The following is a 14,829-nucleotide window of genomic DNA, read 5'->3' on the forward strand; positions in this document are numbered from 1 at the left end:
TGCGTTTTAAATTGGTTATAATTCGCGTCCATTTTTTACAGCGAGAAAGACACGTGGGCGAAGCGAGCTTAACAACCTTACATTTATTGGCAACTGATCCAAGCGCAGTGGCGCAAGCGGCTGAACTTGCACGTGACGGTCATCTTGTTGCGGTTCCTACAGAAACCGTTTATGGCTTAGCAGCAGATGCAAGGCAACCCGATGCGGTAAAAAAAATCTTTGTAGCAAAAGGACGCCCAGCTGATCACCCGCTAATCGTACACCTCGCTGACAAGTCTTTGGTCACTGAGTGGGTGGAAACATTGCCAGACTATTTTGATGCCTTAGCTGATGCGTTTTGGCCAGGGCCACTGACGATCGTTGCCAAAAAGCAAGCACATGTGAGCGATGTAGTCACAGGCGGCCACCCAACCGTGGGTATTCGTGTGCCAAATCATCCTGCAATGCTAGCATTATTGCGGCGTATTAACTCTGGACTTGCTGCGCCTTCAGCCAACCCTTACAAAAAAATTAGTCCAACCACCGCCGAGCAAGTGTTGTTTGGATTGTCCGGCAAAATAGCGGCTGTGTTAGACGGCGGTCCATGTGAAGTGGGACTTGAGTCTACGATTGTCGATATATCTTCAGCCACACCGAGGATCTTGCGAGCAGGCCCTATTACTAAAGCTGCACTTGAAGCGGTGCTCAATATTGAAGTGGATGAGCCCGATGTACACACTGTAGCCGTCCCAGGTAACGTAAAAGCCCATTATCAACCAAGCAAACCGCTTACCCTGTTGTCAACGGAAGAGTTAGCTGATCGCCTCAGCAGCCAGTGCGAAGCGAATACCGGTGTGTTGTATTATTCATCGCAAATTGAGCGAATTATCTGTGAGAATTCAGCAAACCACGAGCTGGTGGATCTTAAACTTGGTGCTGACAAAGCCAAGTATGCGCAGGGCCTTTATCACGGTTTACATCAATTGGACCAATCAAGTGCAACCGAGATTTTGTTGGAAGCACCACCAACGGCGCCCGAGTGGCGCGATGTTAACGACAGACTGATGCGCGCGGCCGCGCAATAGACATAATTTGGCGCGGTAGCCTATCGCGCCTTACTCTACCTCAATCTTTACATAACTTTACCTTACTTTACATGGGCTTATCTTGCCTTTAAAACGCTGCAGGGCATACTGCATCTTATCGCACTTATACTGTGTGTTATCGAATAGTTTATCTTGATGTGAGTGATTAACTGTTACACTCAAATATAGCTAAGAACAATAGAAATTATTAAGGTTAATATGTGTAAAGTAACGCGCTTGGTGGTTTTTACGGCCACTATGCTGATAACCAATGCTGCTTTGGCGAAACCTTCGCAAGTGATTGCAGAGCCTATTCAATTTGAAAGCAGTAGCCAGCAAATTCAGGCAGTAGGTAATGCTGAAGCTATTCAATCGGTTATTTTGTATCCCGCAATTGGCGATAGGGTGACTGCGGTACATTTTAAACCGGGCGATCAGGTTAAAGCGGGTACTTTGCTATTGGAGCTAGATTCACGCCGCCAAAAAGCAGCGCTTGAAGAAGCTAAAATTCGTCTTGCAGATGCGCAGCGCACCGTCGACCGCCTAACTGATAGCCAAAAGCGTGGTGCCGTCCCAATTAATGAATTAGATAAAGCAGTAACGGACAGAGATTTAGCAAAAGTCGCCTTGATCCAAGCTAAGAATGAATTAGAAGACCGCCAAGTGATCGCCCCTTTTTCTGGCGTAATGGGACTCACCGACGTTGAGGTTGGAGATCGCATTACCACCCAAACCGCGATTGCGAGTATCGATAACTTTGACAAGTTGTATGTTCAATTTGCGGCACCGGAATCGGCGTATGGCATGCTTAAATCGACCGATAGCGTGCTGCTGACACCTTGGAATGATAATTCAACACGGATAGACGCAAAGATAGCGCAAATGGACTCTAGAATAGACCCAACAGCCCGCACACTAAAAATCAAAGCCATCTTTGAAAACCGCAACGACCGTTTTTTGCCTGGAATGAGCTTTAGAGTATCGCTAACGGTATTAGGTGAAGAGTTTGCCGTTATTCCTGAAGCCGCACTGCTTTGGGGCGCAACAGGTCCTTATGTATGGAAAGAAGTAGATGGCAAAGCTAAGCGCATTGATGTCAAAATCCAACAGCGTTTGCCGGGTAAATTGCTGGTATCAGGCGATTTGGCTGCAAGAGAGTTATTAGTTGTAGAAGGGGTGCAACGTCTTCGTCCTGGGCAAGAAATTGCGGTGACGAATGCACTGGCGAAGGAATAAATTGTGACTAAACCGGAGTTACCACAGTTACAAGATTTGCCGTCGATGGCCATTCGCCGTCCGGTGTTAATCGTTGTATTAAATTTATTGATTATTATTGCAGGTATTGCTGCTCTTGCCGGCGTTGAAGTTCGTGAATTGCCTGATGTAGATAGGCCGCGTTTAACGGTGTCTGCATCGTTTCCTGGCGGCTCGCCTGAGACTGTTGATACCGAAGTCACGAGTAAGTTAGAAGGGGCTGTCGCGCGCGTCAGTGGTGTAAAAAGCATTCGTGCACAAAGTGAAGAAAATAATGCGCGTATTGTTGTTGAATTTCGTCCGGGCATTAATCTAGATGATGCAGCCAACGAAACACGCGAATCCGTTTCTCGAGTACAAAGAGAGCTACCTGAAGAAGTTGAACGGGTGTCCATTATTAAAGCGGATAATGATGCAGAAGCGGTGGTGTCTTTAACTGTAAGTAGTGCCTCTTTGACACTTGAAGGATTGACCGAGCGAGTAGAAAAAGACTTAGCGCCGCAGTTTTTGACTATTCCAGGCGTTGCCGATGTGCGCCTGAACGGCGATAGAGAACGGGTGCTGCGCGTAAGACTTGATCCCTTAAAACTGACAAGCTTTAATCTAACCGTTCCGGATGTTGCTGCGGCGCTTAGACAAGCACCGTTTGATGTACCCGCAGGCAGTTTAAAGTCTGACGATCAGCAGCTGATTGTCCGTGCCGATGCAACTTCTGTAACCGCTGAGCAGGTGAGTGATATCATCATTCGTGGTGAGACTCGGGTGGGGGATATTGCCTCTGTGTATTTTGGACCAGCTGATCCTCGCTCTATGGTGAGGCTTGATGGAGAGCCTGTAATTGGTCTTGAGATCATTCGCCAAGCACAGTCTAATACCATTGAAATCTCAGATGAAGTGCTGCAGCTCGTTGATAAGATAAAAGTACGCTTTCCAGATCTCGAGCTATTCGTCACCTCCGATGATGCACAGTTTATTCGCTCATCCGTAGACGAAGTCTTGAGCTCTTTAGTGATAACCATATTGTTGGTGGTATTAACGCTTTGGGTATTTATTGGCTCGTGGCGTGCGACGCTTATTCCAGCTTTTGCGATCCCGGTCGCGCTTATCGGTTCTTTGGCGCTGATCTGGGCGCTTGGCTTCTCGGTTAATATTTTAACCTTGCTAGCACTGGTGTTGGCCACTGGACTTATCGTCGATGATGCGATTGTGGTTAGTGAGAATATCCAGCGTCGCCGTGGCGAAGGGATAGGTCGTCGCGCTGCGGCGGTACTTGGGACAAGAGAAGTTTTCTTTGCTGTAGTCGCGACAACCGCAGTACTTGCTGCGGTATTCGTACCGATTGCCTTTTTACCCTCGACTGCGGGCCGACTGTTCAGGGAGTTTGGTGGCGTGTTAGCTGGTGCAGTGATTATTTCTTCATTTGTGGCACTGTCATTGGTGCCAGCATTAACGTCTAAGTTAAAAGTAAAGCAAGATAGCAAAAAGCATCTATTTTCGAGCATTGGTGTAAAACTCGCAAAAATGTATCGTGGTACGATCCACTGGGTGCTTGACCATGCATGGCTAACCTTTGTTGTATTTGTGGTTATTGCGAGCTTATCTGGTGCGCTCTATTCGCAATTGGATAATGAGCTTTTGCCATCTGAAGACAGAGGTAAGATCCGGATTTTCGCAAGAGGGCCTGACGGTGTTGGCCTTAACTTTATGGACCGACAAGCCAAACAAATGGAAGACATTTTATTACCTTTTGTGGAAAGCGGAGAAATAGAGTCAATCTATACGGTTGTCGGTCAGTGGGATCCCAATATCGTGTTCATTACTGTGCCGCTAAAGCATTGGGATGAGCGTCATTTCTCGCAACAGGAAATTATCGATAAGATCAGAGGACCGCTTGGTAATATACCCGGTGCACCTGCTCGTGCCTTTGGTGCAAACAGTTTAAACCTAAGAGGCCAAGGTGGTGGTATCGAGCTTGCGCTACTTGGTAACGACTATTTAGAGATCTTTAAAGCAGCGCAACAATTTGCGGCTTTGGTTGAAAAAGAAATGCCAGACGTGGCTCCGGTACAAATCTCTTATCAACCCTCACAACCTCAGCTGCGCGTAAACATTGACCGTCGAAGAGCAGAAGAGCTTGGCGTTAGTTTGAGTGATATCTCAACGACACTTAGGGCAGCCATTAATGGCGATGATGTTGCTGATTTGAATGTTGGCGACCAATCCATACCAATTATGCTGCAGGCTCAAAACCATACCATCAGAGATCCAAGTGATTTGGCTAACCTTTATGTTGGCAGTCGCTCTGGTGCATTAGTTCCGCTAAGTAGCCTTGCCGTTATTGTAGAAGAGGGCGTAGCTGCCGAGCTTGAACGCCATGCTCAGCGTCGTAGTATCGAGCTAGATATGAAACAGCCAGAAGACATGCCTATGGCAGAAGTGGTTGAAAAATTACGAACGCTGGCAGATCAGAGTTTACCCGACAGCGTGACGCTGGCGTTTAAAGGGGAAGCCTTAACGTTTGAAGAAACGGCCAACGAAGTGTTACTTACCTACGTGCTGGCGTTCTTAATCGTGTTGCTTGTACTTGCTGCACAATTTGAGAGCGTGAATAGTGCCGTTGTAGTGATGATCACTGTTCCGTTTGGGATCACCTCCGCCATACTGGCGCTGTATCTTACTGGTACTTCGCTAAACATATATTCGCAAATCGGTTTAGTGATGTTGATTGGTTTAATTGCTAAAAATGCCATCTTGTTAGTTGAATTCGCAGATCAGTTACGTGATAAAGGACGTTCGGTAAGACAAGCCGTTGAAGAAGCAGCAGTGATCCGTTTACGTCCCATCATGATGACTTTGGTGTCCACATTGCTTGGTGCTTTACCGTTGATTTTATCGGTAGGCGCAGGTGCTGAGTCGAGAAATGCAATCGGCTGGGTCGTATTTGGCGGTTTAGGCTTGGCAGTATTCTTTACGCTTTACCTCACACCTGTCGTTTATCTCGGTTTAGCGAGATTTACAAAACCGAGGGCGGATGAAACCAAATTATTAGTGGATGAACTTGATAAAGCTGAAAGTTAAATTCCACGGTTAAAAATAAAGTAAGGTGAGCGCAGCAATAGCTGCGCTTTTTTTATACAGTGATTAATGTTGTGGTAACACATTCTTTGATACTTTTTGTTGAACTTTTCATTATTTAAACTGTCACAACCGATGTGGTTGTTTTATAGCCAGTATGTTTGCTACTCTAAGACAGTAAATCCTGTTTTCTATAACAATAATAAAAATAACAAGCTAATTGAAAGAAGATGTGTCATGGGTAATTTATTTTTAAAAGAACGGGAAAATTGGACCGCCTGGATTATTTGGAGCTTGATAGGGTGCACGGCAACCGTTGCATTATCGAGTTATACCAGTGAGATATGGATGGGGCTATTAGCGCCTATTTTGGTATTAGGATTACTAACAACATGGATGAGTTACACCAAGCGATTTGATTTTTCCAGAGCATTCAAAGTGCTCAGTACCGTTGTGTTGTTTTCATCTATTCCGGTTATCATTGAAAAAGTACTGCCTGCAAAAAACGCAGTCATTGGTATGATTGATTCGGGGATCATCGTGATTGCAATGGTTATCGCCAGTTGTATTTTTGCTTATATTGCCAAAAGGCCAAAGCAATATTATTGATTATTCGGCTATTATTTGCGCTTTTGAATGCAAAAATCGAAATAGTGCTTTACAACCGATGGATAACTCCATAAAATGCGCGCCAACAACGGAGAGATGGCTGAGTGGTTGAAAGCACCGGTCTTGAAAACCGGCATACGTTAATAGCGTATCTAGGGTTCAAATCCCTATCTCTCCGCCACCTCATTCCCAAAACCGCCTCCAAATGGCGGTTTTTTTCGTTTGGAGGCGTGTATGTCTGCGGCTAGTAACATGGCAATAATAAAACATAGTTCTATTTGGATTGTATTTAGTTATTTTTATCTTAGTGGTCTAAACATGGCGCTTACGTTGTCGATTGACTCACAACAAGACCCTGATATTACGATGACGCTGCTGCATGTTTTTTTATTCAATTGCCTTGTTGGTCATCTGATCACTAAATATGAAAAATTCTGGCCAGAAATCGCCAGTGTGGTTATTGCATTATTTGGTGTGGTTGGATTTGGACACTACTTTGTTGGTAGCTTGGGAGAGTACAGTGATGAGCTTAATATTGGGCTTGTATTATTGCTGCCATTTGCAACCTTTGTAATGAAAAAACTCAAACAATACGCCGAAGAGAAAGCCGCTAGTTAGCGGTTTTTTTGTGTCCGACGAATAGCTCGACTGCTTGATAATCAAGCAGCTCCGGTATCTTGCCTATTTTGGCTGTGATACAATCTAAGATTCTTGTTAATAAAAAATATGGAAAGACTATGTCTCAATTCAACACAGACGCAGATAAAGCGAGCTACGGTATTGGTTTACAAATGGGTGAGCAACTTAAAGCAAACCCTTTTGAAGGTCTAAACCTTAACTCTGTATTCGAAGGTATGAAAGACGCTTATGCTGGTGACAGCTTCCGCGTTGAAATCCCTGAAATTCAAGCGGCATTTGAGAAGATCAATGCTGAAATCCAACAGCGTCGTGAAGAAGAAGCGAAAGTGTTAGCTGCTGAAGGTGTTGCATTTCTAGAAGAAAATGCAAAGCGTGCTGAAGTAACAGTAACTGAGTCAGGTCTTCAGTATGAAGTAGTTGAAACTGGCGAAGGTGATAAGCCTGTTGAAGATTCAAAAGTACGTGTTCATTACCACGGTACTTTAATCAACGGTACGACTTTTGACAGCTCTTACGAGCGTGGTCAACCAGCTGAATTCCCAGTAAATGGCGTGATCAAAGGTTGGACTGAAGCACTTCAAATGATGCCTGCGGGTTCAAAGTGGCGTCTATACGTGCCGCATGAACTTGCATACGGCGAGCGTGGTGCAGGTGCTGCAATCGCACCTTTCTCAACGCTAATTTTCGACGTAGAGCTACTAGAAGTTTTATAATAGCATCGCGTGATCAAAAAAGGCCTTCTTAATGAAGGCCTTTTCGCGTTTAGCCAAAGCTGCTGAAAATACAACTTTGGCTGTTCGACAAGACTTTAGTAAGTCGCACTGCCTTTAGTACGAGGGAAGGCAATAACGTCACGTACGTTGCCCATGCCAGTAACATAAGCAACCAAGCGCTCAAAACCAAGACCAAAGCCTGAGTGAGGCACTGTTCCATACTTACGTAGGTCGCGGTACCAGCTGTAATCTTCTTTGTTTAAGCCCATCTCTTCAAGACGTGCATCTAGCACATCTAAACGTTCTTCACGCTGTGAGCCACCAATGATTTCACCAATACCAGGCGCAACGACGTCCATAGCGGCAACGGTTTTACCGTCTTCGTTTTGGCGCATGTAGAATGCTTTGATATCACGAGGGTAGTTTTTGATAACTACTGGTGCGTTAAAGTGTACTTCAGCAAGGTAACGTTCGTGCTCTGATTGTAAGTCGACGCCCCATTCAACAGGGAATTCAAACTCTTTATCACATGCTTTTAGAATTTCGATAGCATCAGTGTAATCTACCTGAGCAAAGTCTTTATCGATGAATGATTCTAGGCGAGTAATGGCATCTTTTTCGATGCGCTGTGCGAAAAATTCCATATCATCACGACGTTCATCAAGTACTGCTTTAAACACATACTTCAACATGTCTTCTGCAAGCGCTGCGATGTCGTTAAGGTCGGCGAATGCCACTTCAGGCTCAACCATCCAAAACTCTGCTAAGTGACGAGAAGTGTTTGAGTTTTCAGCACGGAATGTTGGACCAAAAGTATAGATTTTTGAAAGGGCACTCGCGTATGTTTCACCGTTAAGCTGACCAGATACGGTCAAGAATGCTTCTTTACCAAAAAAGTCTTCTGAATAGTCTACATCGCCTTTGTCTGTGCGTGGTAGGTTGTTCATATCAAGTGTAGATACACGGAACATCTCGCCTGCGCCTTCACAGTCACTTGCGGTAATGATAGGCGTGCTGATCCACTGGTAGCCACGCTCATGATAAAAACGGTGAATAGCTTGTGCAAGACAGTTACGTACACGGGTAACCGCGCCCATAACATTAGTGCGAGGGCGAAGGTGCGCATGTTCGCGTAAGTATTCAATACTGTGGCGTTTTGCAGCCATTGGGTATGAATCTGGATTCTCAACCCAACCTAATACCTCAACGCTGTTCGCTTGGATCTCAAAAGATTGACCTTGACCTTGTGATTGTACAAGCACACCAGTCACCGCTACTGAACACCCAGCAGTAAGACGAGTCACTTCGTCATAATTATTCAGCGAATTAGGGACTACGGCTTGAATAGGGTCAAAACAAGAACCGTCATGAACGGCTAGAAATGAAATACCTGCTTTTGAATCACGTCGTGTACGGATCCAGCCCTTTACTGTTACTTGGCTGTCAACCGCAACGGTGCCTGCTAGTAGCTCCGTTATCGCTGTGTGGCTCATCTTTACTCCAAATGATTTATTTTTTATTTGTAAATTAAAAGACAGAGTGTCTTATCGTCATGTAAGCCGTATCTTACCTGCGATGGACAAATAAAAAAACACTGAAATGCAAAAAACTGGGTTGAAAAGAATGAGTAAAAGCCATGAAAAAACAGTCGGACTGTGGCATTATGAATGTTCGATGATAAAAATAGCTTTATTAATACTAACAGTGACGTTCAAAACTCGATGAAACAAGTTTTTATTTTGAGGGGTCTACCTGGCTCTGGAAAATCGCATTATGCGCAAACGCTAGCCGACGACCTAGTCTCCGGCGATGAAACACAGTATTTTATCTGTTCAACCGATGATTATTTTCTTAATGAAAACGGCGAGTATCATTTTGAAAAACAACGCCTTTCAGAATATCACAACTTAAACTTAGCCCGGTTTATTAATGCCTTAGCTGAAGGTATCCCTTTGGTCGTTGTTGATAACACCAATATCAAGAAATGGGAGTTTGTTGCTTATGCGTCAGCTGCCGTGGCAATGGGTTATCAAGTGAAAGAAGTCATTGTTGGCGAAATTAAAGATAAGTCCCTACAGCACTTATATGCCAAGCGTAATAGTCATGGCATTGGCTTGAAAACAATTTCAAAAATGGCACACCTTTTCGAATGGTGATAAAGCTTAGGGTAGAGTAACCCTAACAACGCTCGTGCATGTTAAACAGGGTAGTATCATATCCGATCTTACAGTTAAAAAGAGTGGGTTTAGACTTCGCCTTCGAGCAAACAAGAGACAGTCGTCAATGTTAGTTTCATTCTACATAGCGGCCGGTTAGTCAACTCATTCCTGCTCCATTTCGATTCAGCAGTGGAATGTGCAACCAACTATTTTAGCTTCAGTTGACCCAGTTTTCGTAATGCTACTGAGTTTCGAAAGGGCTCCGACATTTATATTGTGTCTAACGGGCTAGTTGTACCTGCAAAATGTTGGCCAAGTACATGTGTATAGATTTGTGTGGTACTAACGTCATTGTGGCCCAGTAATTCTTGAACACTTCTTATATCACGACCAGCTTGAAGCAAATGGGTTGCGAAGCTATGCCTAAACGTATGGCAGGTGACGCGTTTATTTATTTGAATATTACGCACGGCATTCCCGAGCGCTTTACGAATAACACTTTGATGTAAATGGTGTCTGCAAAGTGTTCCTGTATAAGGATTGATACAAGTAGTGCTGGAAGGGAAAATAAACATCCACCCATGCTGCCTAAACGCGTTGGGATACTTGCGTTCTACTGCATTTGGCAAAGATGGACCTATCCCGTGAAGGTTGTCATCCTGTTGAATCTTAATAGCCATTTCAATATATGTAGTGAGCTTTTTTGAGCATCTATTGCTGAGGATGGTTTGCCTATCTTTATGCCCTTTTCCGTCTCTAACGGTCAGCGAAGCTCTATCAATATCTTGGATACGTAACCTGAGGCATTCTGAAACTCTTAGTCCGCTACCATAGAGTAGTTCTATTATTAGTCTATCGCGGCCATCAAGTTCATTTAGTATTAGTGAGATTTCTGATGGGGATAACACTGTAGGTAAATGTCTTTGTTTAGTGGCATAGCAAAAGCCTAAATCCCCAAGCTCATGGTGCAAATGCTTCTGATACAAATAGGCCAACGCGTTAAATGCAATTTTTTGTGTGTTGATAGCCACATTTCGTTGGTTGGCAAGGAAGGTTAAAAATTGTGTAACCTCTTCCGTTCCCATTGTCTCAGGGTGACGCTTGTGGTGAAAGTTAATGAATGCCTTAATCCAATATAGGTAGGTTTTTTCTGTTCTAATGCTGTAACCACGCATACGCATTTCTTCCTGAAGACCTTTCAGAAATGGGCTTTTTAGACTCATGATAACTCCTTATCCCACATTGCTGTATATATATACAGTATTATCTAAAGTTCTCGGATATCAAGGGAAATAATGAAAAAATTTTTGCGCGTTTACGCATGAATAAATTAAAAATATTATTTCTATCAAGAGGTTATTTATTTTCGATTTGAGATAATAGGTTTGGGAAACGCGCATGCGCATTTTTCCAGATGGTATATTTAGAAGAATGCTGATAAGTTCTTTACATACTGATAGTTAACTGCGCGCGTTTTCACTGGTCCAACGAGGTGAACGCGCATGCGCACGAATAAAATGTTAGCTGTCCATACTAAACTAATAACGAGGAAGAAAATGGAGTATATTCAGGCAATTTTTGGAAAGGACTCATCATGGTTTTGGTCAATGTGCCAATTCTTTGTTATTACAATCACACTCATAATGGTTTATCAGCAGGTTAGAATCCAAAGAAAATCAAACATGCTGCAAACTCTACATAAGTGCGATGAAAAATGGGGTGGAAATATTTTACTAAAATGCAGAAGCCATGCATCACAAGACTATATTAAAGGGTGCCTAAACCTTCATGAAGAAGAGGTTATTTTAATCAACTTCTTTGAGGATCTAGGGCTTTATGTTCATGAAGGAATTTTGTCCAAAAATATAGTATGGGACTCTTATAGTTACTATATAGAACGCTATTGGCCGTTATTGGAGCCAGCAATTACAGAGCGACATGCTTCAAATGGCGATGAGTCAATTGGCGAAAAATTCAAGTCACTCCACGAGAAGATGCAGAAATATAGCAAAAAGAAGAAAGCACCTTCTGGACCTTTCAAAAAAGAAGAGCTTGTTTCTTTTGCTAAACATGAACAAAATTTGATCGTAATTGAAAGCAGCTAACAAGGCCAGCCAGAGGGACCAAAAAACCGCCGCTTCGCTCTGGTTTTTCGGCCCCTGCTGGCGGCGTTATCTTAAAATAGGAGAAAGTCATGACATTAAATAACGTTACAACATTAGAAGACTTACGAGAGTACCTGAGAGAAAAGTATGAGGCTGAATGGAAGAATCTGCCAGTTGAAGACATATTGAAGGAGCAAGACGACATTTTGAGCAGGTTTGAATTGAGTTCAGAAGAATATGATTATGCAGCTCCACTGACTGCTTCAATGGAAGATCAGTCGGCGAAAAAAACCATAATAAACACAAGCAAAGCGAAAGCGATTCTGGTTAAAAGGAAGTAGTAAATGACGTTCAATATGGATGTAGGTACTTTTGTCATAGCTGCAATTGGAGCTTGGATCGCATATAGTCAATTGAGAAAAATTAATGACCAGATTGGCATAGCAGTTAAAAATCAGAGAATGGATTCATTGAAAATTGTTCTCGAGATAGAAACTCAAATGAATTCAAGGAAGCTGGAATTTGATAAGGCTGCAAAATCAGTGAGGGAGGCAGACAACAAGAGCGATTTAGATGAGGATGCTTTAGAGATCCTTGGTGATTACTTTAATGCAACTAAAGAAAGCTATTTGAATGCACTTGATAGATTATGCTATTGCATTGAAAAAGATTATATAAGTGATAAAGATTGGCGGACTGAATATAGAAACCTAGTGCGTGACATCATTTCTGAATATGAAGAAGATTTTGGTGAGGCATCGTCATACAATAATATCAAAAAAATAAATAAAAAATGGCAGCAGTTATAGGCGTGTCGTCAAAAGATAACAAAGCCATTAAATTCGCTCCCTGCGGTCGCCGGGCGCTCGTTCCTCGCGCCGTTTATGGCAGCGTTAACTGCATGGAGTAGCATGGCCAAGTTCCTGAAAGTCATTGCATGTGTTCTTATGGTTATGGCTGTCACAGTTTGCGCTGTGCTTTTGTGGTTTGACCGCTCACAAGATATCGATTTCGCTCTTTATCAACCCGACTCTTGGGTTACATGCAATGGAGAAATTGACAAGAATTCAGTTGAATATGCTCGACTCAGTAAGTGGTTGGAATTAAATAGTTCAAACTGGAAAAGCTATGTAGCAACTGCTGCTCCTGAGTATTTTTATAAATCAGGAAAAATTATGATTTACGTACAAAAGCATGGGGTCGTTGTTAATTATTACGATGGACAAAATTGGTCACAAGTGCACAATTCTGTTGATACAAATGGAATTTATGATGACTGCAAAAGCAGTTAACAAGTTAAATCAGCGGAAAACCACTCGCAGCGCTCGCGTTTTCCGCTGTTTAAAGCGTTAGGAGGTATTATGAGATTTAGTACAGGCGAAAAAGCTAAGTTATTTAAGGAATTCAACAGCGAGTTGGATAAGTTGTATCAATCAGAACCTTTAAAAGATATTTCTAAGGAGTCTCCGCATGTTCTCCAAATCATTACATTCCATCTAGTTTTTGAGCACTTAATTGAAAAGTGGATTGATTTCAAAATTAATTCTGGTAAGTCAGTATTTAAAGGCGTTGAAAAAATTGGATTTCACAATAAATTGTATATTGCAAAAAATGTTGGTCTTCCCATCAAATTGTTCAAAAGTCTCAATAAAATTAACGAAGAAAGAAACAAGTTTGCTCACAAGCTAGGGAAGCAAGATCTAACAAAGGATGAAATAAATAAAATATTGGATGAGTTAGGTATTTCACAACAAGAGTTTGACGAGTTTGGTGTATATGATGGTGGTAGATTGCACAAAGTGAAAAACTCTAGTAGCGGAACATTATTGTTATTTATGCTTTTGCAAACTCTACTAACAGAACTCGGTAACTTTGTATTTATAGACATTCATCTAGGAACATCAGAGCCATTTGATCCACAAAATAATGAAGCTCATCGGTTCACCTCCTAACAAACTGTTTAAGAGTGATTCGCAACGCGTGGCATTTTTACTATGCGTTGCGTTTAGTGTTTAAGGTGGTATGCAGGAGCTTCGGTATTGCGTTGCTCACACCTGAACAGGGCGTTAAGTTTACAAGAGGAAAGTATGAGGCTTTATCATTATACGGATCAAAATGGATTTATGGGAATTGTAGGGGGAAATGAACTCTGGGCTACGAAAATTCAATACCTCAATGACAATAATGAGTATCAGTTAGCTTTTAAGATCGCAGAAAAATACATTGATTTGCTTTTACTAAAAACTGTCGATGTTAATGAAATTTTAAGACTGAAAAGGTTCAAAGCTAACTTTGGCAATATTTCTAATTTAAATGTTTGCGTTTGTTCATTTAGTACTGAAGGTGATTTACTTAGTCAGTGGCGAGGTTATTCAAACTCTTTAGGTGGGTACTCAATTGGATTTGATTCTGAGAAGTTAGAAAAAGTCGCTGAATTGGCTAGATTTGAACTTAAGCCATGCATTTATGATGAAAGAGAACAAAAAAAGCTCGTGCATAGAGTGATTAACCAAGTGTTAGATACATATAAAGAATATCAAGAGCCCTATACAGAAGAATCTCAAATTAGCTTGAGCTCTGATAGCTCCAATGAGCTATGTCGTAAATTAGCCGAAATATCACCAATAATTAAAGATGCCAGCTTTAAGGAGGAGGGCGAGTGGCGGTTAATTTCAAAAGGTGGTCTTAATTACGAACAGCTGGATTTTCGGGCTGGGAAGTCAATGTTAACTCCATTTTACAAGATTAAGCTTGGTTCTCATCATGATAATTTGATTACAAATGTAATTGTAGGACATACACCAAACTTAGAGCTTGCAATCGATGCGACTCAGGCATACTTATATAAAGTTATTCCTAATATTAGTGATAGACCTGGAGTCGGCCGCAGCCAAATACCATTTAGGAGTTGGTAAACTTAACAAAGCATTTAAGAGTGATTCTCAACGCTTGGCATTTTTCATTCCATCGTTGAGTTCAGTGTTTACGGTGGTATGGTCGGGTTTCGTGGTAGCGTTGCTCACACCTTAATGCGGCGTTGAGGCTGTAGAATTACTCTTTTCAGGTACTGGATTGTTGGTTTTGGATTGACTATTTCTTAACCTTGAATCGAGTTGGTTACTGTGATCTAATAGCTATTATTCACCCACGGTAAACTGTTATGGCCAACTACAAGCCAGACTTATCCTGCCAAAATAAATTCATTCCAATC

General features: G+C 42.3%; 15 protein-coding genes and 1 tRNA gene. 14 read left to right on the forward strand and 2 right to left on the reverse strand.

Annotation, left to right across the window (positions count from 1 at the left end; translation table 11 throughout):
• Nucleotides 1-53: 53 nt before the first annotated feature.
• The 7 genes from BB427_RS17040 to BB427_RS17070 all read left to right on the forward strand — a co-directional run bounded on the left by BB427_RS17040 (nt 54) and on the right by BB427_RS17070 (nt 7,354).
• Entirely contained in the window at nt 54-1,064 is a 1,011-nt protein-coding gene (locus tag BB427_RS17040) for an L-threonylcarbamoyladenylate synthase (RefSeq protein ID WP_069022130.1), read from the forward strand.
• Between the two features lie 198 nt (nt 1,065-1,262).
• On the forward strand, nt 1,263-2,300 hold the full coding sequence (locus tag BB427_RS17045; protein WP_010604799.1) for an efflux RND transporter periplasmic adaptor subunit: 1,038 nt from the start codon (nt 1,263-1,265) through the stop codon (nt 2,298-2,300).
• A 45-nt stretch (nt 2,301-2,345) separates the two neighbouring features.
• Complete coding sequence (locus BB427_RS17050) at nt 2,346-5,396, forward strand: efflux RND transporter permease subunit (RefSeq protein WP_175401301.1); 3,051 nt, start codon at nt 2,346-2,348, stop codon at nt 5,394-5,396.
• Nucleotides 5,397-5,630: 234 nt separating this feature from the next.
• On the forward strand, nt 5,631-6,002 hold the full coding sequence (locus tag BB427_RS17055; RefSeq protein ID WP_010379077.1) for a hypothetical protein: 372 nt from the start codon (nt 5,631-5,633) through the stop codon (nt 6,000-6,002).
• Between the two features lie 90 nt (nt 6,003-6,092).
• A tRNA-Ser gene (locus BB427_RS17060) sits at nt 6,093-6,183 on the forward strand.
• A gap of 53 nt (nt 6,184-6,236) precedes the next feature.
• Nucleotides 6,237-6,620 carry a hypothetical protein gene (locus BB427_RS17065; RefSeq protein WP_069022133.1) on the forward strand — a complete coding sequence of 128 codons (384 nt, stop codon included), beginning with the start codon at nt 6,237-6,239 and terminating at the stop codon, nt 6,618-6,620.
• Nucleotides 6,621-6,739: 119 nt separating this feature from the next.
• Nucleotides 6,740-7,354, forward strand: a complete 615-nt coding sequence (locus BB427_RS17070) for an FKBP-type peptidyl-prolyl cis-trans isomerase (RefSeq protein ID WP_010379072.1) — start codon at nt 6,740-6,742, stop codon at nt 7,352-7,354.
• Between the two features lie 95 nt (nt 7,355-7,449).
• Here BB427_RS17070 and asnS read toward each other — a convergent pair whose 3' ends face one another.
• Entirely contained in the window at nt 7,450-8,847 is a 1,398-nt protein-coding gene (gene asnS, locus BB427_RS17075) for an asparagine--tRNA ligase (protein WP_010379069.1), read from the reverse strand.
• Between the two features lie 228 nt (nt 8,848-9,075).
• On the opposite strand from asnS, the gene BB427_RS17080 reads away from it, so the two are divergent.
• Nucleotides 9,076-9,510, forward strand: coding sequence for an AAA family ATPase (locus BB427_RS17080; RefSeq protein WP_026000942.1), 435 nt, complete (start codon nt 9,076-9,078; stop codon nt 9,508-9,510).
• A 272-nt stretch (nt 9,511-9,782) separates the two neighbouring features.
• Here BB427_RS17080 and BB427_RS17085 read toward each other — a convergent pair whose 3' ends face one another.
• Complete coding sequence (locus BB427_RS17085) at nt 9,783-10,736, reverse strand: integron integrase (protein WP_069022135.1); 954 nt, start codon at nt 10,734-10,736, stop codon at nt 9,783-9,785.
• 279 nt (nt 10,737-11,015) lie between these two features.
• Between BB427_RS17085 and BB427_RS17090 the strand changes: the two genes are divergently transcribed.
• From BB427_RS17090 to BB427_RS17115, 6 genes are all read left to right on the forward strand, one after another.
• On the forward strand, nt 11,016-11,618 hold the full coding sequence (locus BB427_RS17090) for a DUF4760 domain-containing protein (protein WP_069022138.1): 603 nt from the start codon (nt 11,016-11,018) through the stop codon (nt 11,616-11,618).
• Nucleotides 11,619-11,707: 89 nt separating this feature from the next.
• A complete protein-coding gene (locus BB427_RS17095) occupies nt 11,708-11,959 on the forward strand; it encodes a hypothetical protein (RefSeq protein WP_069022139.1) in 252 nt (83 codons plus the stop codon).
• 3 nt (nt 11,960-11,962) lie between these two features.
• The gene (locus BB427_RS17100) at nt 11,963-12,427 is read left to right on the forward strand and encodes a hypothetical protein (RefSeq protein WP_069022141.1); all 465 of its coding nucleotides are present in this window, start codon (nt 11,963-11,965) and stop codon (nt 12,425-12,427) included.
• Nucleotides 12,428-12,529: 102 nt separating this feature from the next.
• Nucleotides 12,530-12,910, forward strand: coding sequence for a hypothetical protein (locus BB427_RS17105; RefSeq protein WP_069022142.1), 381 nt, complete (start codon nt 12,530-12,532; stop codon nt 12,908-12,910).
• A gap of 69 nt (nt 12,911-12,979) precedes the next feature.
• Complete coding sequence (locus BB427_RS17110; protein ID WP_069022143.1) at nt 12,980-13,570, forward strand: hypothetical protein; 591 nt, start codon at nt 12,980-12,982, stop codon at nt 13,568-13,570.
• Between the two features lie 135 nt (nt 13,571-13,705).
• Entirely contained in the window at nt 13,706-14,533 is an 828-nt protein-coding gene (locus BB427_RS17115; RefSeq protein WP_069022144.1) for a DUF2971 domain-containing protein, read from the forward strand.
• Nucleotides 14,534-14,829: the final 296 nt, after the last annotated feature.

The sequence above is a fragment of the Pseudoalteromonas sp. BMB genome, assembly GCF_001709235.1.
GTDB classification, from domain to species: domain Bacteria; phylum Pseudomonadota; class Gammaproteobacteria; order Enterobacterales; family Alteromonadaceae; genus Pseudoalteromonas; species Pseudoalteromonas maricaloris.